This window comes from Pseudomonas saponiphila (genome assembly GCF_900105185.1).
GTDB classification, from domain to species: domain Bacteria; phylum Pseudomonadota; class Gammaproteobacteria; order Pseudomonadales; family Pseudomonadaceae; genus Aquipseudomonas; species Aquipseudomonas saponiphila.
Genome location: NZ_FNTJ01000002.1, coordinates 817,434 through 844,110 on the forward strand (window position 1 = coordinate 817,434; position 26,677 = coordinate 844,110).

Annotated in this window: 22 protein-coding genes; 5 read left to right on the top strand and 17 right to left on the bottom strand. The window is 65.6% G+C overall.

All coding sequences use genetic code 11. The annotated features are described in order from the left end of the window. Nucleotides 1-8: 8 nt before the first annotated feature. The 4 genes from BLV47_RS25670 to hemE all read left to right on the top strand — a co-directional run bounded on the left by BLV47_RS25670 (nt 9) and on the right by hemE (nt 9,210). Nucleotides 9-1,592 (top strand): SPOR domain-containing protein, encoded by a 1,584-nt coding sequence (locus BLV47_RS25670; RefSeq protein ID WP_092318901.1) that lies wholly within the window; start codon nt 9-11, stop codon nt 1,590-1,592. Between the two features lie 348 nt (nt 1,593-1,940). After that, on the top strand, nt 1,941-6,386 hold the full coding sequence (gene gltB, locus BLV47_RS25680) for a glutamate synthase large subunit (RefSeq protein ID WP_092318903.1): 4,446 nt from the start codon (nt 1,941-1,943) through the stop codon (nt 6,384-6,386). Nucleotides 6,387-6,506: 120 nt separating this feature from the next. Further along, entirely contained in the window at nt 6,507-7,925 is a 1,419-nt protein-coding gene (locus BLV47_RS25685) for an FAD-dependent oxidoreductase (protein ID WP_092318905.1), read from the top strand. Between the two features lie 217 nt (nt 7,926-8,142). Beyond that, complete coding sequence (gene hemE, locus BLV47_RS25690) at nt 8,143-9,210, top strand: uroporphyrinogen decarboxylase (RefSeq protein WP_092318907.1); 1,068 nt, start codon at nt 8,143-8,145, stop codon at nt 9,208-9,210. Nucleotides 9,211-9,399: 189 nt separating this feature from the next. Here the strand turns inward: hemE and BLV47_RS25695 are convergent, their stop codons facing one another. Next, nucleotides 9,400-10,659 carry an MFS transporter gene (locus BLV47_RS25695; RefSeq protein WP_092318909.1) on the bottom strand — a complete coding sequence of 420 codons (1,260 nt, stop codon included), beginning with the start codon at nt 10,657-10,659 and terminating at the stop codon, nt 9,400-9,402. A 122-nt stretch (nt 10,660-10,781) separates the two neighbouring features. Between BLV47_RS25695 and BLV47_RS25700 the strand changes: the two genes are divergently transcribed. Further along, nucleotides 10,782-11,681: a LysR family transcriptional regulator gene (locus BLV47_RS25700; protein WP_092318910.1), complete on the top strand. Its 900-nt coding sequence runs from the start codon at nt 10,782-10,784 to the stop codon at nt 11,679-11,681. 103 nt (nt 11,682-11,784) lie between these two features. Here BLV47_RS25700 and BLV47_RS25705 read toward each other — a convergent pair whose 3' ends face one another. The 16 genes from BLV47_RS25705 to BLV47_RS25780 all read right to left on the bottom strand — a co-directional run bounded on the left by BLV47_RS25705 (nt 11,785) and on the right by BLV47_RS25780 (nt 26,663). Beyond that, nucleotides 11,785-12,231 carry an excinuclease gene (locus tag BLV47_RS25705; protein WP_092318912.1) on the bottom strand — a complete coding sequence of 149 codons (447 nt, stop codon included), beginning with the start codon at nt 12,229-12,231 and terminating at the stop codon, nt 11,785-11,787. A gap of 63 nt (nt 12,232-12,294) precedes the next feature. After that, nucleotides 12,295-12,744 (bottom strand): hypothetical protein, encoded by a 450-nt coding sequence (locus BLV47_RS25710; RefSeq protein ID WP_092318914.1) that lies wholly within the window; start codon nt 12,742-12,744, stop codon nt 12,295-12,297. Nucleotides 12,745-12,769: 25 nt separating this feature from the next. Next, nucleotides 12,770-13,996: a beta-ketoacyl-ACP synthase gene (locus tag BLV47_RS25715; protein ID WP_092320568.1), complete on the bottom strand. Its 1,227-nt coding sequence runs from the start codon at nt 13,994-13,996 to the stop codon at nt 12,770-12,772. Next, complete coding sequence (gene fabG / locus BLV47_RS25720) at nt 13,996-14,724, bottom strand: 3-oxoacyl-ACP reductase FabG (RefSeq protein ID WP_092318916.1); 729 nt, start codon at nt 14,722-14,724, stop codon at nt 13,996-13,998. The genes BLV47_RS25715 and fabG overlap by 1 nt, the downstream gene beginning before the upstream one ends. Further along, nucleotides 14,721-15,194, bottom strand: coding sequence for a hotdog family protein (locus tag BLV47_RS25725; protein WP_092318918.1), 474 nt, complete (start codon nt 15,192-15,194; stop codon nt 14,721-14,723). Before BLV47_RS25725 ends, fabG begins: the two co-directional genes overlap by 4 nt. Further along, nucleotides 15,191-16,387, bottom strand: a complete 1,197-nt coding sequence (locus BLV47_RS25730; protein WP_092318920.1) for a beta-ketoacyl-[acyl-carrier-protein] synthase family protein — start codon at nt 16,385-16,387, stop codon at nt 15,191-15,193. Before BLV47_RS25730 ends, BLV47_RS25725 begins: the two co-directional genes overlap by 4 nt. Beyond that, nucleotides 16,384-16,869 (bottom strand): DUF3261 domain-containing protein, encoded by a 486-nt coding sequence (locus BLV47_RS25735; RefSeq protein ID WP_092318922.1) that lies wholly within the window; start codon nt 16,867-16,869, stop codon nt 16,384-16,386. Before BLV47_RS25735 ends, BLV47_RS25730 begins: the two co-directional genes overlap by 4 nt. Further along, nucleotides 16,866-17,627: a class I SAM-dependent methyltransferase gene (locus tag BLV47_RS25740; RefSeq protein WP_092318924.1), complete on the bottom strand. Its 762-nt coding sequence runs from the start codon at nt 17,625-17,627 to the stop codon at nt 16,866-16,868. Before BLV47_RS25740 ends, BLV47_RS25735 begins: the two co-directional genes overlap by 4 nt. Continuing rightward, nucleotides 17,624-18,871: an NAD(P)/FAD-dependent oxidoreductase gene (locus tag BLV47_RS25745; RefSeq protein ID WP_092318926.1), complete on the bottom strand. Its 1,248-nt coding sequence runs from the start codon at nt 18,869-18,871 to the stop codon at nt 17,624-17,626. Before BLV47_RS25745 ends, BLV47_RS25740 begins: the two co-directional genes overlap by 4 nt. Continuing rightward, nucleotides 18,858-20,048 carry a cation:proton antiporter gene (locus BLV47_RS25750; protein WP_092318928.1) on the bottom strand — a complete coding sequence of 397 codons (1,191 nt, stop codon included), beginning with the start codon at nt 20,046-20,048 and terminating at the stop codon, nt 18,858-18,860. The genes BLV47_RS25745 and BLV47_RS25750 overlap by 14 nt, the downstream gene beginning before the upstream one ends. Continuing rightward, nucleotides 20,042-22,384: an MMPL family transporter gene (locus BLV47_RS25755; RefSeq protein ID WP_092318930.1), complete on the bottom strand. Its 2,343-nt coding sequence runs from the start codon at nt 22,382-22,384 to the stop codon at nt 20,042-20,044. Before BLV47_RS25755 ends, BLV47_RS25750 begins: the two co-directional genes overlap by 7 nt. Then, nucleotides 22,368-22,994 (bottom strand): outer membrane lipoprotein carrier protein LolA, encoded by a 627-nt coding sequence (locus BLV47_RS25760; protein ID WP_244168955.1) that lies wholly within the window; start codon nt 22,992-22,994, stop codon nt 22,368-22,370. Before BLV47_RS25760 ends, BLV47_RS25755 begins: the two co-directional genes overlap by 17 nt. A gap of 50 nt (nt 22,995-23,044) precedes the next feature. Further along, the gene (locus tag BLV47_RS25765; RefSeq protein ID WP_092318934.1) at nt 23,045-23,470 is read right to left on the bottom strand and encodes an acyl-CoA thioesterase; all 426 of its coding nucleotides are present in this window, start codon (nt 23,468-23,470) and stop codon (nt 23,045-23,047) included. After that, entirely contained in the window at nt 23,463-25,007 is a 1,545-nt protein-coding gene (locus tag BLV47_RS25770; protein ID WP_092318936.1) for an HAL/PAL/TAL family ammonia-lyase, read from the bottom strand. The genes BLV47_RS25765 and BLV47_RS25770 overlap by 8 nt, the downstream gene beginning before the upstream one ends. Further along, nucleotides 24,988-25,932, bottom strand: a complete 945-nt coding sequence (locus tag BLV47_RS25775) for an LpxL/LpxP family acyltransferase (RefSeq protein ID WP_092318938.1) — start codon at nt 25,930-25,932, stop codon at nt 24,988-24,990. The genes BLV47_RS25770 and BLV47_RS25775 overlap by 20 nt, the downstream gene beginning before the upstream one ends. Continuing rightward, nucleotides 25,929-26,663, bottom strand: coding sequence for a glycosyltransferase family 2 protein (locus tag BLV47_RS25780; RefSeq protein ID WP_092318940.1), 735 nt, complete (start codon nt 26,661-26,663; stop codon nt 25,929-25,931). The genes BLV47_RS25775 and BLV47_RS25780 overlap by 4 nt, the downstream gene beginning before the upstream one ends. Between the last annotated feature and the right edge of the window lie 14 nt (nt 26,664-26,677).

The window sequence follows — 26,677 nt, forward strand, 5'->3', positions numbered from 1 at the left end:
AAATCCCGATGACTAGTTTGCACGCCGACGAGGCTTTCCTCGGCCATTACCAGTTGAGCCATGATCCTTTCGCTCCCCGGGTTCCTGGCTTCAAATTCTTTCCTGCCCAACGCAAGCCCGTGTTGGGGCAGTTGCATCACCTGGCTCGCTATAGCCAGTTGTTGCTGGTGGTTACCGGTCCCCAGGGCAGCGGCAAGACCCTGCTGCGCCAGGCGCTGGTCGCCAGCACCAACAAGCAGTCGGTACAGAGCGTGGTGGTTTCCGCCCGCGGTGCCGGCGATGCCGCCGGCGTATTGCGCCAGGTGGCCCAGGCGCTGAATGTGGCCCAGGCCGAGATCGGCGCAATTCTGGCCCAGGTGGTGCAACTGGCCCTGACCGGCCAGGAGGTCTATCTGCTGGTGGATGATGCCGAGCAGCTCGACGAGTCCGCGCTCGAGGCGCTGCTGGCACTGGCGGCGGGTGCTCCGGAAGGCCGCCCGCATGTCTTCCTGTTCGGCGAGTCGTCGCTGATCGCCACCCTGGACCAGTTGAGCACCGAGGAAGAACGCTTCCACGTCATCGAACTGCAGCCCTACACCGAAGAGGAAACCCGTGAATATCTGGCCCAGCGCCTCGAAGGCGCGGGTCAGGGCATCGAACTTTTCTCCGCAGATCAGATCAGTGATATTCACGAAAGCTCCGATGGCTGGCCGGGCAACATCAACCAGGTCGCCAGGGATGCAATGATCGAAGCCATGATCGCCAGCCGCTCTGCGGTCAAGCGTCCAAGTATGGGGTTCAACATGCCGAAGAAACACGTATTGGCCATTTCCGCTGTAGTGGTGGTGGCCGTGGCTGCCGCCTGGCTGATGCCGGGGCGCAGCAAGGCACCGACCAGCGGTACGCCGACCAATGAACAGGCGCAGTTGCCTCTGGGGCAGACGCCGACGCCAAATGCCAATGGCAGTCCATCAGTGGAGTTCGCCGGCTCATCCCAGCCGATGCCTCTGCCGTTGGTCGGCCAGTCGCAGCCGGTGATGCGTGGCCCTCTGGCGGAAGCCGCGGGCGGTATTACCGAGGGTGATGACGGGGTTCCGGTGGCAGGCTCCAGCGCGGTTCCGCCCACTGTGACCACCACCGCGCCACCTGCCGGCGCCGTAGCTGGTCCAGCACCGACTCCGGCAGCGCGACCAACCCCGGCGCCGACCCAGGTTGCCACCGCCAAGCCGACGCCAGCGCCCAAGCCGGTGGAGAAACCGGTTGCCGCCAAGCCTGCTCCAGCCGCCAAGCCGGCGGAGAAGCCGGTCACCGTGGCCAAGGCCGCCGGTGGCAGCTGGTACGCCGGTCAAGCGCCGGGCAACTACGTGGTGCAGATCCTTGGCACCAGTTCGGAAGCCACGGCCCAGAGCTTCGTCAAGGAGCAGGGCGGCGAGTACCGCTACTTCAAGAAAGTCCTCAACGGCAAGCCGCTGTATGTGATCACCTACGGCAACTTCTCCAGCCGCGATGCCGCGGTCAGCGCCATCAAATCCTTGCCAGCGAAGGTTCAGGCTGGTAAACCTTGGCCTCGCACTGTCGCTAGCGTTCAACAAGAACTGGCAACAACTCGCTGAAGATTCGGCGGCCTTACCCAGGCCGCCTCTCCCGGCAACCTCAAATTTCCGCATCGGCATGCTGCCTTACAGGCCGCGTGCCTTGTGGTGTCTGCGTCACAGTAGTTTTTGAGTCGCGGCGGTCAAAAATAAAACTTTTTGACTAGCACAGCATATCGCTTTAAAACGTTCATAAATACGACATAAATTTGCGATAGATCGTCGCTAAATTTGTGGGCCTTTGTGTCGGTGTGTACAATGACCTCCCTTTTGCCCCCGCAAAGTCGGCGTACGTTCGGCGTGGATGGTAAGTGGTTGAATTGAAAAGAAATTTGTCTCGAAAAGAGGCAGCCTGGTGAGAAAGTGTCTATGAAAGCAGGTCTGTACCAACCAGATGAATTTAAGGATAACTGTGGTTTCGGCCTGATAGCCCATATGCAGGGCGAACCCAGTCATACCCTGTTGAAAACGGCCATTGAGGCCCTGACCTGCATGACCCACCGCGGTGGGATCAACGCGGACGGCAAGACCGGCGACGGTTGCGGTCTGCTGATGCAAAAGCCCGACCTGTTCCTGCGCGCTGTCGCCAAGGAGCACTTCGGCACCGACCTGCCCAAGCAATATGCCGTGGGCATGGTGTTCTTCAACCAGGATCCGGCCAAGGCCGAAGCCGCTCGCGAAAACATGAACCGCGAGATCCTGGCCGCCGGCCTGCAGCTGGTGGGCTGGCGCAAAGTGCCGATCGATACCAGTGTGCTCGGGCGTCTGGCCCTGGAGCGCCTGCCGCAGATCGAGCAGGTGTTCATCGGTGGCGAAGGCCTGAGCGATCAGGATTTCGCCGTCAAGCTGTTCAGCTCCCGTCGTCGCTCCTCGGTGGCCAACGCTGCCGACACCGATCACTACATCTGCAGCTTTTCCCACAAGACCATCATCTATAAAGGCCTGATGATGCCGGCGGACCTCGCCGCCTTCTATCCGGACCTGGGTGATCCGCGCCTGCAAACCGCGATCTGCGTGTTCCACCAGCGCTTCTCCACCAACACCCTGCCGAAATGGCCGCTGGCCCAGCCATTCCGCTTCCTCGCCCACAACGGCGAGATCAACACCATCACCGGTAACCGCAACTGGGCCCAGGCCCGGCGCACCAAGTTCAGCAACGATCTGATGGATCTGGAAGAACTCGGGCCGCTGGTCAACCGCGTGGGGTCCGACTCTTCCAGCATGGACAACATGCTCGAACTGATGGTCACCGGTGGCATCGACCTGTTCCGCGGCGTGCGCATGATCATTCCGCCGGCCTGGCAGAACGTCGAAACCATGGACCCGGATCTGCGGGCGTTCTACGAATACAACTCCATGCACATGGAGCCCTGGGACGGCCCGGCCGGCGTGGTCATGACCGATGGTCGCTACGCCGTCTGCCTGCTGGACCGCAACGGCCTGCGTCCGGCCCGCTGGGTCACCACCAAGAACGGCTTCATCACCCTGGCTTCGGAAATCGGCGTCTGGAACTACCAGCCCGAAGACGTGATCGCCAAGGGCCGGGTCGGCCCGGGGCAGATCTTTGCCGTGGACACCGAAACCGGGCAGATCCTCGACACCGACGCCATCGACAACCGCCTGAAGTCGCGCCATCCGTACAAGCAATGGCTGCGCAAGAACGCCCTGCGCATCCAGGCCACCATGGAAGACAACGACCACGGTTCGGCCTTCTACGACGTCGACCAGCTCAAGCAGTACATGAAGATGTACCAGGTCACTTTCGAAGAACGTGACCAGGTCCTGCGTCCGCTGGGCGAGCAAGGCTACGAAGCGGTGGGTTCGATGGGCGACGACACGCCGATGGCGGTGCTGTCCCAACGCGTGCGCACCCCTTACGACTACTTCCGCCAGCAGTTCGCCCAGGTCACCAACCCGCCGATCGACCCGCTGCGCGAAGCCATCGTCATGTCCCTGGAGATCTGCCTCGGTGCTGAGCGCAACATCTTCCAGGAATCGCCCGAGCACGCCTCGCGGGTGATCCTCAGCTCGCCAGTGATCTCTCCGGCCAAGTGGCGCTCGCTGATGAACCTCGACCGCCCGGGCTTCGAGCGGCAGATCATCGACCTCAACTACGACGAGAGCGTCGGCCTGGAAGCGGCGATCCGCAACGTCGCCGATCAGGCGGAAGAGGCGGTGCGCGCCGGTCGTACCCAGATCGTCCTCAGCGACCGCCATATCGCTCCGGGCAAGCTGCCGATCCACGCTTCCCTGGCCACCGGCGCGGTGCACCACCGCCTGACCGAAAAAGGCCTGCGCTGCGACTCCAACATCCTGGTGGAAACCGCCACTGCCCGCGATCCGCATCACTTCGCGGTGCTGATCGGCTTCGGTGCCTCGGCGGTCTATCCGTTCCTGGCCTACGAGGTGCTGGGCGACCTGATCCGCACCGGTGAAGTGCTGGGCGACCTCTACGAGGTGTTCAAGAACTACCGCAAGGGCATCACCAAGGGCCTGCTGAAGATCCTGTCGAAGATGGGCATCTCCACCATCGCCTCCTACCGGGGCGCGCAGTTGTTCGAAGCCATCGGCCTGTCCGAGGAAGTCTGCAACCTGAGCTTCCGTGGCGTGCCGAGCCGGATCAAGGGTGCGCGTTTCGTCGACATCGAAGCCGAGCAGAAAGCCCTGGCGACCGAAGCCTGGAGCCCGCGCAAGCCGATCCAGCAAGGCGGCCTGCTGAAGTTCGTCCACGGTGGCGAATACCACGCCTACAACCCGGACGTGGTCAACACCCTGCAAGCCGCCGTGCAGCAGGGCGACTACGCCAAGTTCAAGGAATACACCGCGCTGGTGGACAACCGCCCGGTATCGATGATTCGCGACCTGTTCCAGGTGAAGACCCTGGACACGCCGATGGACATCAGCGAAGTCGAGCCACTGGAGTCGATCCTCAAGCGCTTCGACTCCGCCGGCATCTCCCTGGGCGCCCTGTCGCCCGAGGCCCACGAAGCCCTGGCCGAAGCCATGAACCGCCTCGGCGCGCGTTCCAACTCCGGTGAAGGCGGCGAAGATCCGGCGCGCTACGGCACCATCAAGAGCTCCAAGATCAAGCAAGTGGCCACTGGCCGTTTCGGCGTGACCCCGGAATACCTGGTCAACGCCGAAGTGCTGCAGATCAAGGTGGCCCAGGGCGCCAAGCCCGGCGAAGGCGGCCAACTGCCCGGCGGCAAGGTCAACGGCCTGATCGCCAAGCTGCGCTACGCGGTGCCGGGCGTGACCCTGATCTCGCCTCCGCCGCACCACGACATCTACTCCATCGAAGACCTGTCGCAGCTGATCTTCGACCTCAAGCAGGTCAACCCTCAGGCCCTGGTTTCGGTGAAGCTGGTGGCGGAAGCCGGCGTCGGCACCATCGCCGCCGGTGTGGCCAAGGCCTATGCCGACCTGATCACCATTTCCGGCTACGACGGCGGCACCGGTGCTTCGCCGCTGACCTCGATCAAGTACGCCGGCGCGCCGTGGGAACTGGGCCTGGCGGAAACCCACCAGACCCTGCGCGGCAACGACCTGCGGGGCAAGGTTCGGGTGCAGACCGACGGTGGCCTGAAAACCGGCCTCGACGTGATCAAGGCGGCCATCCTCGGCGCCGAAAGCTTCGGCTTCGGCACCGCGCCGATGATCGCCCTGGGCTGCAAGTACCTGCGCATCTGCCACCTGAACAACTGCGCCACCGGCGTTGCCACCCAGAACGAGAAGCTGCGCAAGGATCACTACATCGGCACCGTCGACATGGTGGTGAACTTCTTCACCTACGTCGCCGAAGAAACCCGTGAGTGGCTGGCCAAGCTCGGCGTGCGTTCCCTGGAGGAGCTGATCGGTCGCACCGATCTGCTGGAGGTGCTGGAAGGCCAGACCGCCAAGCAGCACCACCTGGACCTGACCCCGTTGCTGGGCAGCGACCATATCCCGGCGGACAAGCCGCAGTTCTGCCAAGTGGACCGCAACCCGCCGTTCGACCAGGGCCTGCTGGCGGAAAAAATGGTCGACATGGCGCGCTCGGCGATCAACGACAAGAGCGGTGCCGAGTTCGACCTGGACATCTGCAACTGCGACCGCTCCATCGGCGCGCGGATCTCCGGCGAGATCGCCCGGCTCCATGGCAACCAGGGCATGGCCCAGGCGCCGATCACGTTCCGCTTCAAGGGCACGGCGGGCCAGAGCTTCGGCGTGTGGAACGCCGGCGGCCTGAACCTGTACCTGGAAGGCGATGCCAACGACTACGTGGGCAAGGGCATGACCGGCGGCAAGCTGGTCATCGTTCCGCCCAAGGGCAGCGTCTACAAGACCCAGGACAGCGCCATTATCGGCAACACCTGCCTGTACGGCGCCACCGGCGGCAAGCTGTTCGCCGCCGGCACCGCGGGCGAGCGTTTTGCCGTGCGTAACTCTGGTGCCCACACCGTGGTGGAAGGCACTGGCGATCACTGCTGCGAGTACATGACCGGTGGTTTCGTCTGCGTCCTGGGCAAGACCGGTTACAACTTCGGCTCAGGCATGACCGGCGGTTTCGCCTACGTGCTCGACCAGGACAACACTTTCGTTGACCGGGTCAACCACGAACTGGTGGAAATCCAGCGGATCAGCGGCGAAGCGATGGAAGCCTATCGCAGCCACCTGCAAAACGTGCTGAACGAGTACGTTGCGGAAACCGACAGCGAGTGGGGGCGTGAACTTGCCGAGAACCTTGACGACTACTTGCGTCGCTTCTGGCTGGTCAAGCCCAAGGCGGCGAGCTTGAAGTCCCTGCTCTCCAGTACTCGTGCCAACCCGCAATAAAGCAGCTGCAAGTGGCAAGCCTCAAACTGCAAGTGAAGCAGTGCGAGGTTTGCCGGGCATACGTGATCGACTTGCGGCTTGCAGCCTAGAGCTTGCAGCTGCTGTATAGAGGTTTTGAAAATGGCTGAACGTCTGAATAACGACTTCCAGTTCATCGAGGTCGGGCGCAAAGACCCGAAGAAGAAACTGCTGCGTCAGCGCAAGAAGGAGTTCGTGGAAATCTACGAGCCCTTCAAACCCCAGCAGTCGGCCGACCAGGCCCACCGCTGCCTGGGTTGCGGCAACCCGTACTGCGAATGGAAGTGCCCGGTGCACAACTTCATTCCCAACTGGCTCAAGCTGGTGGCCGAGGGCAACATCCTCGCCGCCGCCGAGCTGTCGCACCAGACCAACACCCTGCCGGAAGTCTGCGGCCGGGTCTGCCCCCAGGATCGTCTGTGCGAGGGCGCCTGCACCCTCAACGACGGCTTTGGCGCGGTGACCATCGGTTCGGTGGAGAAGTACATCACCGACACCGCCTTCGCCATGGGCTGGCGCCCGGACATGTCCAAGGTCAAGCCCACCGGCAAGCGCGTGGCGATCATCGGCGCGGGCCCGGCGGGCCTGGGTTGCGCCGACGTGCTGGTGCGCGGCGGGGTGACCCCGGTGGTGTTCGACAAGAACCCGGAAATCGGCGGCCTGCTGACCTTCGGCATCCCCGAGTTCAAGCTGGAGAAGACCGTGCTGAGCAATCGTCGCGAAGTCTTCACTGGCATGGGCATCGAGTTCCGCCTCAACACCGAGGTGGGCAAGGACGTGACCATGGAGCAACTGCTCGCCGAATACGATGCGGTGTTCATGGGCATGGGCACCTACACCTACATGAAGGGCGGCTTCGCCGGCGAGGACCTGCCGGGGGTGTATGACGCCCTGGATTTCCTGATCGCCAACGTCAATCGCAACCTGGGCTTTGAAAAGTCGCCGGAAGATTTCGTCGACATGAAAGGCAAGAAAGTCGTGGTGCTGGGCGGTGGCGACACCGCGATGGACTGCAACCGCACCTCCATCCGCCAGGGCGCCAAGTCGGTGACCTGCGCCTACCGTCGTGACGAAGCCAACATGCCCGGCTCGCGCAAAGAGGTGAAGAACGCCAAGGAAGAAGGGGTGAAATTCCTCTACAACCGCCAGCCGATCGCCATTGTCGGTGAAGACAAGGTCGAAGGCGTGAAGGTGGTCGAGACTCGTCTCGGCGCACCGGACGCCCGTGGCCGCCGCAGCCCCGAGCCGATCCCCGGTTCCGAGGAGATCATCCCGGCCGATGCCGTGGTCATCGCCTTCGGTTTCCGCCCGAGCCCGGCGCCGTGGTTCGAGCAGTTCCAGATCCAGACCGACAGCCAGGGCCGGGTCGTTGCACCTGAGCAAGGTCAGTACAAGCACCAGACCAGCAACCCGAAGATTTTCGCTGGTGGCGACATGGTGCGTGGTTCTGATCTCGTGGTGACGGCGATCTTCGAAGGGCGCAACGCCGCCGAAGGCATCCTCGACTACCTGGGCGTCTGATAGCGACCCCTTGTAGGAGCGAGCTTGCTCGCGATAGCGGTGTATCAGCCAACCACGGAGGTTGCCGGACACGCCCCCATCGCGAGCAAGCTCGCTCCTACAGGTCCTTGGGTTGTGGCGCGACAAATTGACCCCATAGACATAAAGAAACGGCTCTTGCCGTGCCTTTTATGCCCGGCTCTGAGAAAATGCCCCCACTTTTTTTCCGGATGCCGACATGACTGCCCTGAAGAACGACCGTTTCCTTCGTGCCCTGCTCAAGCAACCCGTAGACGTCACCCCGGTGTGGATGATGCGTCAGGCTGGGCGCTACTTGCCTGAATACCGCGCCAGCCGTGCCAACGCCGGTGACTTCATGAGCCTGTGCATGAACCCGGCGTTCGCCTGCGAAGTCACTCTGCAGCCTCTGGACCGCTATCCCCAGCTGGATGCGGCGATCCTTTTCTCCGACATCCTGACCATTCCCGACGCCATGGGCCAAGGCCTGTATTTTGAAACCGGCGAAGGCCCGCGCTTCAAGAAAGTGGTCAGCACCCTGGCCGACATCGAAGCCCTGCCGATCCCTGATCCACAAAAGGACCTGGGCTACGTGATGGATGCGGTCAGCACCATTCGTCGCGAACTCAATGGCCGCGTGCCGTTGATCGGTTTTGCCGGCAGCCCCTGGACCCTGGCTACCTACATGGTCGAAGGCGGTTCGTCGAAAGACTTCCGCAAATCCAAGGCCATGCTCTACGACAACCCGCAAGCCATGCACCTGCTGCTGGACAAGCTGGCGCAGTCGGTCACTTCCTACCTCAACGGGCAGATCCTCGCCGGTGCCCAGGCGGTACAGATTTTCGACAGTTGGGGCGGCAGCCTTTCGTCGGCGGCTTACCAGGAGTTCTCCCTGGCCTACATGCGCAAGATCGTCAGCGGCCTGATCCGCGAGCACGAAGGGCGCAAGGTGCCGGTGATCCTGTTCACCAAGGGCGGCGGCCTGTGGCTGGAAAGCATTGCCGATGCCGGCGCCGATGCCCTGGGCCTGGACTGGACCTGCGATATCGGCGAAGCCCGCCGCCGCGTGGGCAGCAAGGTTTCCCTGCAAGGCAACATGGACCCCACCGTGCTCTACGCCAACCCCCAGGCGATCCGCGGCGAAGTCGCGCGTATCCTCGCCAGCTACGGCAAGGGCAGCGGCCACGTGTTCAACCTGGGCCACGGCATCACCCCGGAAGTGAAGCCGGAGCACGCCGGTGCCTTCCTGGAGGCGGTGCACGAGTTGTCGGCGCAATACCACGCATAAGCGCCACCCCATAAAAAACGCCCGGCACCTGCCGGGCGTTTTCATTGGCGAACCCTTTCTGTAGGAGCCAGCTTGCTGGCGAATAGGCCCTCGAGACCTGCGCCTGCCTGTCGGCCGCCTTCGCTGGCAAGCCAGCTCCTACAAGGGCCCGCCGGCACAGACCCGATCCGTGTAGGAGCTGGCCAGGCGCTATAACGGCGGCAGTTTCGCCAGCTTCAGGGCAATCAGCAGTGCCCCGAGCAACAGGGCGCCGATAAATAGGCCGATGCCGTTCCACCCCGCCAGGTGCCAGAACACCCCGCCCGCGGTGCCGGCAATGCTCGACCCGGCGTAGTAGCTGAACAGGTACAACGAGGAGGCCTGGCCCTTGGCCTTGGTGGCGCGGCGGCCGATCCAGCTGCTGGCCACCGAGTGGGCGCCGAAGAAGCCGAAGGTGAACAGCAACATTCCGACCAGCACCAGGACCAGTGGCGCGAGCAGGGTCAGGGCAATGCCCGCGAGCATCAGCACGATGGTGCCCCATAGCACCCGGCGCCGGCCCAGTTGGTCGGCCAGGGCACCGATCTTCGCCGAGCTGTAGATGCCCGACAGGTAGACCACCGACAGCAGGCCGACCAGGGCCTGGCTCAGGTGGTAGGGCTCGGCCAGCAGGCGATAGCCGATGTAGTTGAACAGGGTGACGAAGGCCCCCATCAGCAGGAAGGCTTCGAGAAACAGCCAGGGCAGGCCGGCGTCGCGAAAGTGCATGGCAAAGCCGTCCAGCAGGCTGCGCGGGTGCAGCGAGCGCGGGCGGAAGTTGCGCGACTCCGGCAGGATGCGCCAGAACACCGTGGCGGCGATCAATGCCAGGCCGCCGATCACCAGCATCGCCGTGTGCCAGCTGACAAAATCGATCAGCACGCCGGTGATCAGCCGCCCGCTCATGCCGCCAATGGCGTTGCCGCCGATGTACAGGCCCATGGCCAGGCCGATGTGCTGGGGATGGATTTCTTCGCTGAGGTAGGTCATGGCCACCGCCGCCAGTCCGCTCAGGGACAGGCCGACCAGCGCACGCATCAGCAGCACCCCATGCCAGCTCGGCATCAGCGTGCTGGCAATGGTGCACAGGGCGGCGGCCAGCAGGGCCGTGACCATCACCGGCTTGCGGCCGATGCGGTCGGAAATCGGCCCGGTGATCAACAGTCCGATGGCCAGCATGCCGGTGGCGACCGACAGGATCAGGCTGCTCTGGGCCGCGTTGATGGCAAAGTCCCGGGACAGCAGCGGCATCATCGGCTGCACGCAGTACAGCAGGGCAAAGGTGGCAAAACCGCCGGAGAACAGCGCCAGCACCGTGCGCATGAACAGCGGCGTGCCTTTTTCGATATAGACCTCGCTGAGCTGGGCGACCACCTCGTCCAGGGGCGTGGAGGGGATTTCGTGGGCAAGGGGGGCGACAGCGGATTTCACGGGGAACCTCGGGGGAGCGCAGCCGGTCAGGCAATGGAAAAAAGCATATAGCTGGCTAATGTTCCTTTCCAATATATTGTTCGACCTGTTTGATAGCTTTAACGACTCAATGGAGCCGCCCCATGGAATTGCGTCACTTGCGCTACTTCATCGCCGTGGCCGAAGAGCTGCACTTCGGCCGCGCGGCCCAGGTCCTGGGCATTTCCCAGCCACCGCTGAGCCAGCAGATCCAGGCCCTGGAACAGGAGGTGGGCGCCCGCCTGTTCGAGCGCACCAATCGTCGGGTCGAGCTCAGCGAAGCCGGCCGCCTGTTCCTCGAAGAGGCGCGCCTGGTGCTGGCCCAGGTGGACAAGGCGGCGGACGTGGCGCGGCGCGCGCAGCTGGGCGAGCTGGGGGAACTGAAGATCGGCTTCACCTCCTCGGCGCCGTTCAACTCGACCATTCCCCAGGCGATCTTCGCCTTCCGCCAGCGCTTTCCCGCGGTGCACCTCAAGCTCAAGGAAATGAGCAGCACCCAGGTGGCCGAGGCGCTGGTGGACCAGTCGATCCAGGTCGGCATCATGCGGCCCCTGCCATTGCCGGACTCGCTGTCGGTGGTGGAACTGCTGCGCGAGCCGCTGGTGGCGGTGCTCAGTTCCAAGCACCCGCTGGCGGGCGGCAGCGAAGAGGGGCTGCACCTGGCGGCGCTGGCCCAGGAGCCCTTTGTGTTCTTTCCCCGCAGCTACGGCAGCGGGCTGTATGCCCAATTGCTCAACCTGTCCCGAGACGCCGGTTTCACCCCGCATTTTGCCCAGGAGGCGGCGGAGGCCATGACCATCATCGGCCTGGTGGCGGCGGGCCTCGGTGTTTCGGTGCTGCCGGCGTCCTACCAGCGCATGCGCATCGACGGCGTGGTCTACCGCCGCCTGCTCGACCCCGAGGCCATGACCGCGGTGTGGCTGGTGCAGCGCCAGGATCAGTGCTCACCCATGGCCAGGGCCTTTGTCGAACTCCTGACGCGCAAGACCGGGGGCGTGTCCTGAGGGGGACTTGCCGGCGGTGCAGCATCAGACGATTGTCATGCAGGGGACGTTCGCAGCCGACAAAAAAGGGCGCCTCAAGGCGCCCTTCGTGGTCCGCAACAGCTCACTGCACCTTGGACAGATCCCCGCGCAGCGCCACGCCCGCCATGATCGCGCCGGCATGGCACTCATAGGTCGTGGCGTCCTTGCGCTCGCGGCTCTTGTAGAAGCTGGCGATGTCGGTCACGGCATTGGCGCCGACTTTCTTCGCCGCTTCATGCAGGGTGATCAGTGCCGACTGCAAGGCCCACTCGCAGGCCACCTGATCGGCCTTGCCGAAGGCGTTGGTCTTCTTGTTGGTCACGGCGCCGGGGCTCAGCACGCTGACCTTGCCGGCCGGCTTGTTGCCCGCCAGGTAGAACTTCACGCTGCCGTCGATCTTGCCGGTGCTGATGGCCTCGGCGACCACCTTGTCGAACGGCAGGAACAGGGCGGTGTCGCGGGCCTGGCTGACGCCGGGCAGGGTGCACAGCAGCAGGGTGGCGGTAGCCGCCAGGGTGTTCAAACGCATCGCAGTCTCCTTGACTGGAAAAGGGGGCAAAGCAGCCCGGTGACCGCGGTCACAGGGGGAGGATCACTGGCCGGCCGGGAAGCTCTTGGTCGCAGCGTCCGACAGTTGTTGCGCGGTCCGCTCGTTCTGGTTGTCTCGCAGCTCGCGCAGGATGCCCTTGTCCAGCAGGCGCACCCAGCGGATGTAGTTCTTGTGGATCTTGCCGTCCTTGTAGTCCAGGTCGCGGCTGTCGCGGTAGACGATCTTGTAGGTGCTGGCGCTGTAGGGGATATCGATCTCGGCGTGGAACTGGCCGCGCACGGTGATCTCGGCCTGGATCAGCTCCGGGCTGATGCGCTGCACGGTCCACTTGCGGGCCACCAGGTTCTTCAGGATCGCCTGTTTGACCTGCTCCTGGCTGGCCTGGATGGTGGCCGGGATCACCCGGTTCGGGGTGTACATCGGTTTGCTGGTACAGGCGGCCGTGCTCAGCAGGGCCAGGACGATCAGCGTCGCGCGAAACAGGGAAGACATTCCATTTCTCCAGTGGGGTTGGGCATCAAGTCCAGCGGCGGAAGATCAACGAGGTGTTGACCCCGCCAAAGGCAAAGTTGTTGTTCATCACGAATTCGTGGCTCATGGCCCGGAAGCCGCCCTGCAGGTAGTCCAGCTCGCCGCAGCGCGGATCGACCTGGTCCAGGTTGCAGGTGTGTACGTACAGGTCGCGGTTGAGCATCTCGATGCTGAACCAGGATTCCAGCGCGCCGCAGGCGCCCAGGGTGTGGCCGAGAAAGCTCTTTTGCGAACTGATGGGCATGCGGCTGCCGAACAGGCTGCTGGTGGCCAGGGTCTCGGCGATATCGCCCTGCTCGGTGGCGGTGCCGTGGCCGTTGACATAGCCGATGGCCGAGGGGGCCAGGGCCGCGTCTTCCAGCGCCAGCTCCATGGCCCGGCGCATGGTGCTCTGCTCGGGACGGGTGGTGTGCTGGCCGTCGGCGTTGCTGCCGAAACCGACGATTTCCGCGTGAATGCGCGCGCCACGGGCCAGGGCGTGCTCCAGCTCTTCGAGCACCAGCATGCCGCCGCCTTCACCGATCACCAGGCCGTCGCGGTCGGTGTCGTAGGGCCTGGGGCTGGTGTGTGGCGCATCGTTTTTCAGGCTGGTGGCGTAGAGCGCGTCGAACACCATGGCTTCGGTGGGGCACAGCTCTTCGGCGCCGCCGGCGAGCATCAGCGGCAGACGGCCGAACTTGATCGCTTCATAGGCATAGCCGATGCCCTGGCTGCCGCTGGTGCAGGCGCTGGAGGTGGGAATCAGGCGTCCGGTGAGGCCGAAGAAGATGCTGATATTGGCCGCGGTGGTGTGGGGCATCATGCGCACGTAGGAGTTGGCGTTGAGCCCCTCGGCCACCGAGTTCAGCAGCATGTTGCCGAAGGCCTTGATCTCGTCGGTGCTGCCGGTGGAAGAGCCGCAGGCCACGCCCATGCGCCCGTCCCTGATCGACGGCTCGCCCAAGAGCCCGGCATCGGCCAGGGCCTGCTCGGCGGCGCCGACCGCCAGCCGCGACACCCGACCCATGCTGCGCAGTTGCTTGCGGGTCCAGTGGCTCGGCACCTGGAAGTCATCGATGGGGCCGGCCAGGCGGGTGTTGAGCTCGCTGAACCGATCCCATTCGTCCATGCGCCGGATGCCAGTGCGGTTGGCGGCAAAGCGCTCGGCGATGCTGGCCCAGTCGTTGCCCAGGGCGGTGATGCCGGCCATGCCGGTGACGACCACGCGTTTCATCAGCACAGGCCCCCGTTCACCGCCAGCACCTGGCGGGTGATGTAGGCGGCCTCGGCGGACATCAGGAAGTTCACCGCCCCGGCCACCTCTTCCGGGGTGCCCATGCGCTGCGCGGGAATCATCTTCATCAGCTCGTCCACCGGCACGTTCTCATCGAGCATGGCGGTGTCGATCAGCCCCGGTGCCACGCAATTGACGGTGATCTTGCGCTTGCCCAGCTCGATGGCCAGGGCCTTGGCCGCGCCGATCAGCCCGGCCTTGGAGGCGCTGTAGTTGACCTGGCCGCGGTTGCCGATCAGCCCCGACACCGAGGTGATGCAGACAATGCGCCCGGAGGCGCGGCGGCGGATCATCGGCATCATCACCGGGTGCAGGACGTTGTAGAAACCGTCGAGGTTGGTGCGCAGCACCTGGTCCCAGTCGTCTTCGCTCAGGGCCGGGAAGGCGCCGTCGCGGGTCAGCCCGGCGTTGAGCACTACGCCGTAATAGGCGCCATGGGCTTCGACGTCGGCCTCCAGGGCCGTCCGGCAGGCTTCCCGGTCCGCTACATCGAATTGCAGAATGCGGGCGCCGCGGCCCAGGGCTTCGATCTCGCCCTTGACGGCTTCGGCTTCGCTGCGGCCGCTGCGGCAGTGCAGCACCAGGTCATAACCGGCCCGGGCCAGACGCAGGGCGATGGCGCGGCCGATGCCACGGCTGGAGCCGGTGACCAGTACGGAGTCAGTCATGAGGGAGTTCCTGTAGAAGAGGCAGGTGTTTCATGCAGATAGTCGGCGGCCTGGGGTGGACGGTACACGTTCAGGCGCGCCGTGGCGGCAATGCCGGGGCCGCTGAGGTGGCATTCGAACACGCCCATGCCGTTGTCGTCTTCGAGGGAGCGCAGGGCATGGATCTCCAGCAGGCTGTCGACCGGGAAGTGCTCGACATTGCATTCGAACTTGCGCGTGCCCAGCAAAAATCCCAGCTCCACCGGCAGGCCCTGCTGGCGCGCGCGACAGCCGGCGTAGGCGGCCACGCTCTGGGCCATCAGCTCGACCCCGACCCAGGCCGGCAGGCTGCCGTCGGGGCGGTTGAACAGGCCGCCGGGGCGAACCTGGAGGCGGGTGCGGATCTGCTCTTCATCAAAGGCCAGGACCTGATCGATGAGGATCATGTCCCCGGCGTGGGGCAGCAGTTCGGCGAGCGGCCAGTCGATCATGGGGCGTCTCCGATTATCAGGCTGACGTTGTTGCCACCGAAGGCGAAGGAGTTGCTCATCAGGTGGCGTGGTGAATGCGCCGCCAGCCGGTCGGCCGGGGTCACCCAGTGCAGGGGCGGCAGGGCCGGGTCGGCCGCGCCGTCCCAGACATGGGGTGGCAGCGCCTGGTCGGGGTTGTCGGCGCTCAGGGCCAGCCAGCAGAACGCCGCTTCCAGGGCTCCGGCGGCGCCCAGGGTGTGGCCGCTCATGGGCTTGGTCGAGGAACAGGGCAGGCCCTCGGGGAACAGCTGGGCCACTGCCAGGCTTTCCATGGCGTCGTTGTGCTGGGTGGCGGTGCCGTGCAGGTTCAGGTAGTCGATCTGCTGCGGTTGCAGGCCGGCGCTGCGCAGCGCCAGGCGCATGGCCTGCAAGGCACCGCGGCCATCGGGGGCCGGGGCGGAAATATGGTAGGCATCGGAGCTGGCGCCACCGCCGAGCAGGGCCACAGGGGCGTCGCCGGCGGCCTCCCTGCTCATCAGGAACAGCACGGCCGCCTCGCCGATGTTGATCCCGTCACGGTTGCGCGAGAACGGATTGCAGCGCTGCCCGGATACCGCTTCCAGGGCGCTGAAGCCGTTCAGGGTGAGCTTGCACAGGCTGTCGACCCCGCCGCACAGCACGGCGTCGCACAGGCCCAGGTCGAGCAGGCGTCGGGCGCTGATCAGGGCTCGGGCGCTGGAGGTGCAGGCGGTGGAAATCACATAGGCCGGGCCACGGAGTTGCAGCCACTCGGCAAGAAAGTTCGCCGGCGCGCTGAGCTCCTGCTGGCGGTAGTCGTAGTCCGCCGGGAATTGCCGGTCCTGCAGGTAACGGGCAATGCCGCGGCTGGCCTCGTCGATGCCCGAGGTGCTGGTGCCCAGGACGATGCCGATGCGGCCATGGCCGTAGCGCTGGATCGCCTGGCGGATGTCGTCCTCGATCTGCAGCGTGGCCTCCAGCAACAGCTGGTTGTTGCGGCTGCTCTGCGCTTGCAGGCCGGCCGGCATGCTGGCCAGCGCGCCGCGCACCGCCGCCACCGGCAAAGTGCGTTCGGGCACCCAGTGGCTTTCGTCGCGCAGGCCTGAACAGTCGCCGGCAAACAGGCTGCGGGCGACTTCCCGGCGATTGCGGCCCAGGGCGCAGATCACCCCGAGGGCATTGAGGTAGGCCGTCATGGGCTGGCCTCGGTACTCAGTGCAGTGATGTGGTAGTGCGGGCCTTGAGGCAGGTTCAACTCGAAATCCAGAGGTTGTTGATAGTCAATCCGCCAGCGTGGGCCGAGGGTACGTTGAGCGCCTTGCTGACGGGCGCCCGGGTAGTTGGCGGCCAGTTCCGCCTCGGGTGTGAGGGCGAACAGCAGCGCTGCGAACAGTTCCCGGGCCTCTGGGTTGGGGGGTAGCAGACCATCGGCCTGCCACTGGCCGGCCACCAGGCGCTGACGGGCCTGGGGAATGCCCAATGGGTCCATCAGCGACCAGCGCAGGTCCGGGCCTTCGGCCTGGATCACCAGCAGCCAGTCCTGGCGCTGATCCCCGGCCTGGCGCTGCACGTGCAGTTGCAATGGCAGGGCCAGCGAGGGCGTGTGCTCGGGCAGCGGCGCCTGACTGACGCAAGCGCTCAACAACAAGACACAACCGAGCAGCAGGGCGCGGATCATGCGGGCAGGCCTTCCTCGACAGCGGCGGGTTCCAGGGGCTTGCGGGCCACTACGTTGACCAGGGTTTCCTCGCGCTGGCCCACCGGCGGCGGCTGGCGCAGGCCAAGGCGCTCCAGCAGGCCGAAGTCCTTGGCGCGGCTCCACCACAGGTAGGGATAAGACACGTTCTGCGGGCCGAATTCAAAGCCCTGCCGACGAATCATCTGCAAATATTCGGCGGCGCTTTTCTGCACATGCATCGGATGGCGGAACAGCCAGCGGATCACCCAGGTATCGATGTAGGCCTCGGTGGATTCGGCGAACAGCAGGTAGCCCCCGGGCTTGAGCACCCGGTAGAACTCGGCCAGGGCCTTTTCCTGTTCCACCAGGTGATGGAAGGTCTGATGGCAGAACAGCAGGTCGACACTGGCGTCGGCCAGTTGCAGGGTCGCGCAGTCGCTGCCGATCAGTTCCACCGGCAACTGCTGGCGTTGGGCTTCCTCGGCGCTGAGCTTGAGGCTGTGAGGGTCGGCGTCGATCCCGATCAGGCGCTGCGGGGCGAACACCTGGCGCAGGTGCTGGAACGACTTGCCCTGGCCGCAGCCAGCATCCAGCAGCACCGGATGGGCCGGCGGCTCGCCGTCGAACAACGAGCGCAGGTCGTTGATCGCCACCCGCAGCACATGGTGCTGCCAGGTGTGGCTGCGCAGGAACCAGAAGCCGAAGCGGGTTTCCTCGACGTAGCTGGGGCTCAGGTACTGGCTGCTCTGCTCGCTCATGCCACGTCCCTCGCGCAGACTTCCGAGAGGGCCTTGAGCCGGCGCTTGGGCTCGCTGACGAAGGGGTTGCGTTCATCCCAGGCGTAACCGGCGAGGATCGAACTGATCATGCGGCGGATCTCCGGCGAGCTGCCCGGGTGGTAGATCACGTCCTGGAAGGTGCCGGCGTACCAGCCCTCGACGTAGCAGCGGAAGGTATCGACGCCGCGCTTGAGCGGCTCGGCGAACTCGCTCGCCCAGTCGACGCGTTCGCCCTGCAATTGCCGGTGCAGCACGGCGGCGGCCATGCTCGATGAACGCATGGCGATGGTCACTCCGGAGGAGAACACCGGATCGAGGAATTCCGCGGCATTGCCCAGCAGCGCAAAGCCCGGGCCGTGCAGGGTAGTGACGTTGGCCGAGTAGCCGCCGATGGTCCGCGCCGGGGTGTCCCACTCGGCGTTTTCCAGGACCCTGGCCAGGCTCGGGGTTTGCTCGATGAAGTCGCGCAGGCAGGCGTCCAGGTCGCCATCGCGTCCGGCGAAGTGTTGATCGGCGGCCACCACGCCCACCGAGCAGCGGCCGTTGCTGAAGGGGATGGTCCAGAACCAGATGTCGCGGTGTTGCGGGTGGGTGGTGATGAGGATCTTGTCGCGGTCGAAATGCTCGCAGTCGATACGGTCTTCGACATGGGTGAACACCGCCCGGCGTACCGGGAAGTTCGACGGCGCTTCCAGCTCCAGCAGGCGCGGCAGCACCCGGCCGTAGCCGCTGGCGTCGAGGATGAAATCGGCCTCGATGCAGTACTGGCTGCCGTCCTCGCGACGGCAGTCGAGCTGTGGCAACGGCCGCTCCAGGTCCACCGCGATGATCTCCTCGCCGTAGCGGATCTCGACCCCTTGCAGCGCCGCCTGATCGGCCAGCAACTTGTCGAAATCGGCGCGCTGCACCTGGAAGGTGGTGGGCTTGCCTTGGCTGAAGGTGTCGCCGAAATCGAAGGTGCTGTAGTGCTCGCCCCAGGCGAATGCCGCGCCGTTTTTCAGCTGGAATCCAGCAGCCTGCACCGCCTCCAGCATCCCGGCTTGCTCGACGAAATCCAGGCAGTGGGACAGCAGGCTTTCGCCGATGGAGAACCGCGGGAAATGTTGCCGCTCGACGATCAGCACGTCGTGGCCCTGGCGCTTGAGCAGCGCGGCCGCGATGGCCCCGGAGGGGCCGGCACCGATCACCACGACCTGGCGACGTTGCATTTCAACTGTTGGCACTGGGGCTCCTTGCCGGTTTGGCGATGTTCAGATTCAAGGGGGCGACGTGTGGCGTTGCCTGGGGCGTTCGGTGCATCCCGGCCAGGGCCGGCAGCAGGGTGGCGATCAGGCCCATGAGCATCAGCGCGAAGTACAGCGCCGGGCTGATCAGCTGTTGTTGCAGCAGCAGGTTGAGAAAGACGATCTCGCTCAAACCGCGAATGTTCAGCAGCAGGCTTTCCCGCCAGCGGCTGGCGCCCGCGAAGGAGGCGCCGGCCCAGTGCAGGCCCAGCCAGTTGCCCAGCAGCTTGCTGGCAATCGGCAGCACCAGCAGCGCCGCCAGTTGCACCCAGCCGAGGCTGTCCATGGCGCTGTGCACATTGATCTGCACGATGCCGAACGTGAGGATCAGCGGGATGGCGACAAAGGTCTGCAAACGGTTCATCCAGGCAGCCTTTAACGGCAGCACCAGCGGCAGCTTGAGGGCGGCCATGCACAGCAGGTAGCCGATGCCGAAGATCAGCGCATTGAGCTTGTAGTGCTCGGCCACCACCAGCAGGCCGAAGAACCCCAGGCTGTGCAGCAGCGGCTGGCGCAGGCCCAGGCCACGCAGCAGCAACGGCAGGCAGGCGCCGGCCAGGGGCAGCAGCAGGCTGGCAAGGTGCAGGCTGCCCTGGGCCAGGGCGAACAGGCTCCAGCAGATCAGGTCGATGAGGATCGCCGTCTGCACCAGGCGTCGGGTGGCGGTGGGCGGGTACTGGATGTGCCGCAGGTACAGGTAGAGCACCGGGATTGCCGTGATGGCGAACAGCAGGCCCAGCGCCAGGGAGCTGATCCAGGGTTGCGCCGGCAGCAGCCAGAAGGCCGTGGCCAGGCCGCAGGCGAAGGGAATGCCGAAGCTCGGCACGGCGATCTTCAGGCTCTGGCGGTCCAGGCGCAGGTCGATCACGTCGCTGAGGATATGCCCCAGCAACAGGGCGAAGCTCAGGCCGTACAGGTGCTTGAGCCATTGCGGCGCCACCAGTTGCGCGCCACTGAGCTGCCAGTGCGGCTCGATCCACAGCAGCATCAGCAGCGGCAGGCCGAAGGTCGCCAGTAGCAGTTGGCTGACGATGGGAATCAGGCCCAGGTGCCGCCCGAGATAGGTGGCCAGGGCGAACAGCCCCAGGGCCAGCAGCCAGAACAGCAGGATCAGCATGGGTTGCGCTCCGCCTCGGGCGTCGGGTGCGGCGTGTGCCCGGCCCAGGGCGCGAGGATAAAGCTGAAGGCCAGCCCCAGGCTTACCGCCAGCCCGAAGTTGCTCACCGCCGGGGTGCTGGATACCGCCAGCAGTCCGAACGACAGCCAGGTGGTCAGGGCCGCCAGCAGGGTGCCCAGCAGGCTGACGGCGGCACCGCCGATCTGCTCGCGCATGAGGATCGCGTAGTCGACGCTGATGGCGGTTACCAGCAACAGGCCGAACAGGCTGAACAGGGTCAGCGGCTGCCCCAGCCAGCCGAGGCTGGCCAGGCTGCACAAGGCTGCCAGCAACGGCAGCGCCACCAGACGCAAGGCACCGCCGACGCCGAAGGGCAGGATCAGCAGCAGCACGATCAGCACGCAGGAGGCCAGCTTGAGTTCGGCGGCGCTGACCTGGGTTGCGGCAAACACCCGGTTCAACTCACCGAGGCGGTCCACCAGTTGCACCCCGGGCAGGTCATGGGCCTGGACCTGCAGCAGGGCAGCGTCGTTCAGGCCTTGCAGACTGACCATGGCTGCCACGCCGTCGGCATTGGGCCCCAGCCACAATGGGCGATAAGGCTCGGCCAGGGGCCCGGCCAGGGCGCTGTCGATATCGGCTACGGGCAAGTCCTGCAGCTGCTGCAATTCGGCCTGCAGCGCCGCCAGTGGCACCCCCAGTTGCAGCAGCGGCTGCCAGACGTTCGGCAGTTGCTTGAGCGCTTCGCGTACCTGCTGCTGTTCGGCGGGTTGGCCAAGCAGTTGCTCCAGAGAAAGGTAGCCCTTGAGCTTGCCCAGGTTCACCAGCTGTTGCAGGCGTTCGTCCAGGCTTTTCAAGCGTTGCAACAGCTGTGGCTGGTCGGCGGCGCGCACCAGAAAGAACTGGCTGGTGGGTTGATAGCCGGTGATCCGGGCAATGGCCTGGGCCTCTTGCAGCAGTTGCGGCGGCGCGCCGACCCACTGGCGGATATCGTTCTTGCTTTCCAGTTGCCACAGGCCGCCGGCGCAGAACAGCGCCAGCAGGGCCAGCAGCACCGGGCTCGGCACACGCTTGAGCAGCGCCTCGCGCACGCTGAGCAAGGTTTCGGCGACCCGCAGCGGCCATTGCGCCGGATGCAGCTCGACGCCCTTGAGCAGCGCCGGCAGCAGGCACACCGCCGACAGGTAGGCCCCCAGCAGGCCGGCGGCGGAGAACGCGGCGATCTGGGTCAGGGCCGGAAACGGGGTCCAGGCCAGGGCCAGGTAGCCGATGCAACTGGTGATCAGGCTCAGGCTCAGCCCCGGCAGGGTCAGGCGCAGGGCCGGCCAGCTGCGCCAGGGTTTCAGGCTCCAGCTCTTGGACAGGTAATGCAGCGGGTAGTCGACGGCCACGCCGATCAGGCTCGACCCCAGCACCAGGGTCATCACGTGCATGTGGCCGAACAGGGCGACACAGGCCACCGCGCCGAACAGCATGCCCACCAGCACCGGGACGAAGGCCAGCAAGGCGCGCCAGCGGCGAAAGGCCAGGAGCAGCAGCAACAGGATCCCCAACGTCGCGCCACCGCCAACCCAGGTGATTTCGCGGCTGGCCTGCTGCTGACCGTTGGCGGCGTACAGCAGGCCACTGGCGGCCAGCAGCTGGACATCGCCCTGGCTCGCCTGTTCCCGGCTGTGGCGCAGCAGCTCGGCCACTTGCAGGGGCAACTGCATGTTGAACGCGTTGCCGCGGGTATGGGCCCGCAGCAGCACCCAGTGCCGGCCCTCGGCTTCGGCCACCAGGGCGCCGCTGCCGATATCCAGCTGCACCGCGCCATGTTGCGGCTGGTTGTTCTGGATGCGTCCGGTCAGGCCCAGCCAGTCGTCCTGGCTCGGCACCAGGGAGAAGCCGGCAAAGGGGTCGAACAGGCTTTGCACCCGCTGCTCGATGAACGCCTGGGGCTGGTTGATCAACTGCTCCCGGTCCTTGGCCGCGAGCATCGCCAGCCGTCCCTGGAGCAATTGCTTGCGCAAGGCCGGCAGGTCGGCCTGGAGGTTCCACTGCACCTTGTCGAACAGCCCGCTGGCCTGCCACTGCTCGGCCAGCTGGCGGGCCATGTCCACCGCCTGCGGGCGCTCGGCGTGCCCCACCAGCACCAGGATTTCCCGGTTCAGCGGCTCTTGCATGCGTTGTTCGGCCAGCAGCTCCAGGGCGTCGGGAGCGGTGCCGGGCACCAGCTCCATGAGGTTGGCCGACAGCGGCGCGCCGTGGCGCCACTGCCAGGCACCCAGGGCCAGTATCGCCAGCAGCAGGATCAGGAAAACACGGGGCAGCCAGCGTTCACTCGGCAAAATCATGTTGCTCCGCTTCGCTCAAGGGCAGGGCGCTGCTGCTGTCCTGCATGATCAGCAGGGTGCGGTCGCCCTGGGCTTCCAGCAGCTCGATGCGTTGCACCAGTGCGCCGCCGTCGATGTTGATCTGGTTGAAGATCTGTTTCAGCAGCAGGGAGCGGGGGATCAACTGCAGGTGCCAGTCTTCGGCGCTGCCTTGCAGCTTGAGCTCGAAGTCCCGTTGCAGGCCGCTGCTGTCGCCTTGCAGCACGGCCAGGAACAGCCGGTTCTGCTCGGCCCCGGCGCTCTTGCCGGGGAGCATCTGCCAGCTGCTGGCATCGCGCCGGGCAATGCCGGCGGCGGTGATGCGGTAGTCCTGCTGCAGCGGGGTTTGCAGCAGCCACAGCAGGCCGTGGTTTTTCGCCAGGACGAAGTGGCCCTTGCTGGTCAAAGGCTGGGGCAGGGCCCGCAGGTGTTTTTCCTGGATGAAGCGGCCGTGGATCACCTCCGGCCGCGACAGCTGGTCGCTCAACTGTTGCAGATCGAAGGCCCGGGCCAACCCCGGCACAGCCAACAACACCAATAGCGTAGGAGCGAGCTTGCTCGCGAACCGCCGCACCACGGTAATCAGCCTCATGCAGCGGACAGACCGACCGACGCTTTTCGCGAGCAAGCTCGCTCCTACGGTCACGGTAGGGCCCTCGCCACGGCGTCGGTGAAGACCTTGGGCGAGGCCAGCTGCATTTCCCGGCTGGCGATCTCCACCGCCACCTGCACCGAACTGGCGCGGGTCAGGCGCTCGCCACTGGCCAGGTCGGTGATCAGGTAGTTGATCTTCAGGCGGTTCTCCCACTCCACCAGGCTGGCGCGCACGTTCAGGGTCTGGCCGAACACCGCGCCGCGCACGTAGCGCAGTTGCAGGTCGATCACCGGCCAGGCGTAGCCGGATTCGAGCATCTGGTTGTAGTTGTGGCCGAGCTTGTCCAGCAGGGCGCAGCGGGCCACTTCCAGGTACTTGACGTAATGCCCGTGCCAGACGACGTGCATGGTGTCGACGTCGAAGAACGGCACCAGGATCTGGGTGTCGGCGTGGATCACTCCCTTGCTACGCATGCAGCCTCCAGTGTTGTTCGCTGATGCGCTGCAGGCACAGGCGCAGTTCGCGCTCCAGGGCGCGGTCCTCGATCACCGGCGCGAAGTCCGCGGCCAGTTCCCGGTGCATGGCATCCAGGGCCGGCGGCAGTGGCCGGGCGTCGGCTTCCTGGCTGCGCAGCCAGACCCCCTGGTTGGCCGCGAGCAAGGTGGCGGCGGCCACTTGTTCGGTCAGTTCCAGAACCCGGATGGCGTCGCGGGCGGCGATGGTGCCCATGCTCACCTTGTCCTGGTTGTGGCACTCGGTGGAGCGCGAGAACACGCTGGCCGGCAGGGTGTTCTTCAAGGCTTCGGCGGTCCAGGCGCTGGCGCCGATCTGCACCGCCTTGAAGCCGTGATTGAGCATGGCGCGTTCGGCGCTGGCGCCGGACAGGTTGCTCGGCAGGCCGTGGTTGTAGCGCACGTCCACCAGCAGCGCCAGTTGCCGGTCCAGCAGGTCGGCGACGTTGGCCACCAGGTTCTTCAGGCTGTCCATGGCAAAGGCGATGTGTCCGCCATAGAAGTGCCCGCCGTGCAGCACGCGCTCGGCTTCGGCGTCGATGATCGGGTTGTCGTTGGCGCTGTTGAGTTCGGTTTCGATAAAGCTCCGCAGCCAGTTCAGGCTGTCGGCCAGCACCCCCAGCACATGGGGCGCGCAGCGCAGCGAGTAGCGGTCCTGCAGGCGGTGCAGGGGCGCGGTCGGCGCGTCGATCGCCAGGTCCTGGCGCAGCCACGCGGCCACTTGCATCTGCCCCGGGTGCGGCTTGGCGGCGAACAGGCGCTCGTCGAAGTGCTCCGGGTTGCCTTGCAGCGCCACCACGTTGAGGGCAGTGATGCGGGTCGCCAGGTGCAGCAGGTAGTCGGCGCGGGCGAAGGCCAGGCAGGCCAGCCCGGTCATCACCGCGGTGCCGTTCATCAGCGCCAGGGCTTCCTTGGGCCGCAGCACCAAAGGCTCCCAGCCCAGCTCGCGGTGCACGTCGGCGGACTGACGACACTCGCCACGGAACAGCACCTCGCGTTCGCCGGACAGGGTCGCCGCCACATAGGACAGCGGCGTCAGGTCGCCGCTGGCGCCCACCGAGCCCTCTTCGGGGATCAGCGGCAGGATGTCCTGGTCGAGGAAGGCTTGCAGGCGCTCCAGCAGTTCCACCCGCACCCCGGACACACCGTGGCACAGCGACTGCAAGCGTGCCGCCAGCACCGCGCGAGTGGCCTGGGCGTCCAGCAGCTTGCCCAGGCCGCAGCCGTGGAAGGTATACAGATGACGGGGCAGGGCCTCGACGTGTTGCAGCGGCACCGCCACCACGCAGGAGTCGCCATAGCCGGTGGTCACGCCATAGATCACCCCTTCCTTGTCCAGCAGGGAATCGAGGAACTGCGCGCCCTTGGCGATCCGCTGGCGCCAGGCGGCGTCGTCTTGCAGGCGGGTCGGCGCCTGGCGGTTGGCCAGGGCCAGCACGTCTTCGATGCGCAAGGGGTGTTCGCCGAAGGTTACCGGCTCATGGGTCGAGGTCGTCATCGGTCTTCCAGAATGGGTAAAAGTTGAACCATTGTTGCGGTGCCTGCAGGCAGTACTGGCCCAGGCGCTCGGCGTAGCGGGCGGTCCACTGGGCGATCACCTGCTGGCGGTCGTTGCGCTTCCACTGCACGGCTTCGGCGAAGGGTTCGAGGGTCACCTGATAGCGGCCCTGCTGTTTCAGGCACAGCAGCAGGTTGACCGGGCACTTGAGCAGCCCCGCCAGCAGCCAGGGCCCCTGGGGGAAGGCCGCCGGATGGCCGAGGAAATCCACCCGCACATTGCGCCCGCCGTGCAGCGGCACACGGTCGCCGGCAATCGCCAGCCACTCGCCGCGATCCAGGCGCTGGCTCAGTTGCAGCATGATCGCCGGGTCCAGCTCGCTGACCTGGATCAGCCGCAGGTGGCTGGCCCCGGCTTCGCCCAGCAGGCGGTTGAAGCGTTCGGCGTGCTTGGTGTGCACCAGCACGTTCATGGTCACCTGCTCCCCCAGCTCGGCCAGGGCCCGGCACACTTCCAGGTTGCCCAGGTGCGCGCCCACCAGCAGTTGCCCGCGTTCACCGCGCAGTTGGTGGCGCAGCATCGCCGGGTCGATGATCTCGATCTGTTCGATGCGCAGCTTGCCGTTCCATACGTCGAGCTTGTCCAGCAGGGCATCGGCAAAGGCCATGAACTGAGCGAACACCCGCCAGTGGCTGGGGTGCAATTCCGCGCGTCCGCTCCATTGCGCCAGACGCTGCTGGTACTGCCAGATGCTGCGCCGGGCGCGGCGGCCGAACAGGAAGAAATAGAACACGATGACGTACAGCACCGGGCTCAGGATGCGGCGTCCCAGGACCCGCACGCCGAAGGCGGTGAGCTTCATCAGCCAGAAGCTGCCGCGTTCCTGGTGCTCGGCCCAATGTTGGTTGGGAGGCGTCTGGCTCATGGGCGCCACCGGCGCCAGAGGATCAGCGGCAGGCGTGCCAACATGCCGAAGAACAGCTTGGCGTGCATCTTCGAGATCAGCGCGTTGTCGTGGAACAGGCGAAAGTGCGAGAGGCCGTCCTGCGGGTAGTGCACCCGGGTCGGCAGCCAGTGCATGGGCTGGTTGCGCCAGGACAGGCGCACCAGGATCTCCGGGTCGAAGTCCATGCGTCGTCCCAGTTGCACCGAGTCGATCAGGGCCAGCGCCGCAGGCAGGGGATAGACCCGGAAGCCGCACATCGAATCGGGGATCTGCAGTGACAGGCTGTTGATCCAGACCCAGACATGGGTCAGGTAGCGGGCATACAGGCGGCCCTTGGGCACGCTGGCGTCGTACTGTGGATAACCGCAGATCAGCGCCTCGGGATCGGCCTGGGAGCGCTGGATGAAGTTATCCACATCCGTGAGGTCGTGCTGGCCGTCGGCGTCCACTTGCAGGGCGTGGCTGAAGCCCAGCTGCGCGGCTTCGCGCAGGCCGGCCATGACCGCGCCGCCCTTGCCCTGGTTGATCGCCAGGCGGATCAGGAACACCTGCTCGCGCTCGGCCATTTGTTCCAGCACCGCCGCGCAGGCCGGGCTGCTGGCATCGTCCACCAGCACGCAGGGCAGGCCCCGGGCCAACAGCGCGTCGATTACCGCGGGCACGGCGGTTTCATGGTTGTAGACCGGGATGACGGCGCAGGGATTATGCATGGAGGCGGGCCCCT

Coding starts and splice junctions, on each gene's coding strand:
- BLV47_RS25670 (WP_092318901.1), top strand. CDS start 9: ATGACTAGTTTGCACGCCGACGAGGCTTTCCTCGGCCATTACCAGTTG.
- gltB (WP_092318903.1), top strand. CDS start 1,941: ATGAAAGCAGGTCTGTACCAACCAGATGAATTTAAGGATAACTGTGGT.
- BLV47_RS25685 (WP_092318905.1), top strand. CDS start 6,507: ATGGCTGAACGTCTGAATAACGACTTCCAGTTCATCGAGGTCGGGCGC.
- hemE (WP_092318907.1), top strand. CDS start 8,143: ATGACTGCCCTGAAGAACGACCGTTTCCTTCGTGCCCTGCTCAAGCAA.
- BLV47_RS25700 (WP_092318910.1), top strand. CDS start 10,782: ATGGAATTGCGTCACTTGCGCTACTTCATCGCCGTGGCCGAAGAGCTG.
- BLV47_RS25705 (WP_092318912.1), bottom strand. CDS start 12,231: ATGCGTTTGAACACCCTGGCGGCTACCGCCACCCTGCTGCTGTGCACC.
- BLV47_RS25710 (WP_092318914.1), bottom strand. CDS start 12,744: ATGTCTTCCCTGTTTCGCGCGACGCTGATCGTCCTGGCCCTGCTGAGC.
- BLV47_RS25715 (WP_092320568.1), bottom strand. CDS start 13,996: ATGAAACGCGTGGTCGTCACCGGCATGGCCGGCATCACCGCCCTGGGC.
- fabG (WP_092318916.1), bottom strand. CDS start 14,724: ATGACTGACTCCGTACTGGTCACCGGCTCCAGCCGTGGCATCGGCCGC.
- BLV47_RS25725 (WP_092318918.1), bottom strand. CDS start 15,194: ATGATCGACTGGCCGCTCGCCGAACTGCTGCCCCACGCCGGGGACATG.
- BLV47_RS25730 (WP_092318920.1), bottom strand. CDS start 16,387: ATGACGGCCTACCTCAATGCCCTCGGGGTGATCTGCGCCCTGGGCCGC.
- BLV47_RS25735 (WP_092318922.1), bottom strand. CDS start 16,869: ATGATCCGCGCCCTGCTGCTCGGTTGTGTCTTGTTGTTGAGCGCTTGC.
- BLV47_RS25740 (WP_092318924.1), bottom strand. CDS start 17,627: ATGAGCGAGCAGAGCAGCCAGTACCTGAGCCCCAGCTACGTCGAGGAA.
- BLV47_RS25750 (WP_092318928.1), bottom strand. CDS start 20,048: ATGCTGATCCTGCTGTTCTGGCTGCTGGCCCTGGGGCTGTTCGCCCTG.
- BLV47_RS25755 (WP_092318930.1), bottom strand. CDS start 22,384: ATGATTTTGCCGAGTGAACGCTGGCTGCCCCGTGTTTTCCTGATCCTG.
- BLV47_RS25760 (WP_244168955.1), bottom strand. CDS start 22,994: ATGAGGCTGATTACCGTGGTGCGGCGGTTCGCGAGCAAGCTCGCTCCT.
- BLV47_RS25765 (WP_092318934.1), bottom strand. CDS start 23,470: ATGCGTAGCAAGGGAGTGATCCACGCCGACACCCAGATCCTGGTGCCG.
- BLV47_RS25770 (WP_092318936.1), bottom strand. CDS start 25,007: ATGACGACCTCGACCCATGAGCCGGTAACCTTCGGCGAACACCCCTTG.
- BLV47_RS25775 (WP_092318938.1), bottom strand. CDS start 25,932: ATGAGCCAGACGCCTCCCAACCAACATTGGGCCGAGCACCAGGAACGC.
- BLV47_RS25780 (WP_092318940.1), bottom strand. CDS start 26,663: ATGCATAATCCCTGCGCCGTCATCCCGGTCTACAACCATGAAACCGCC.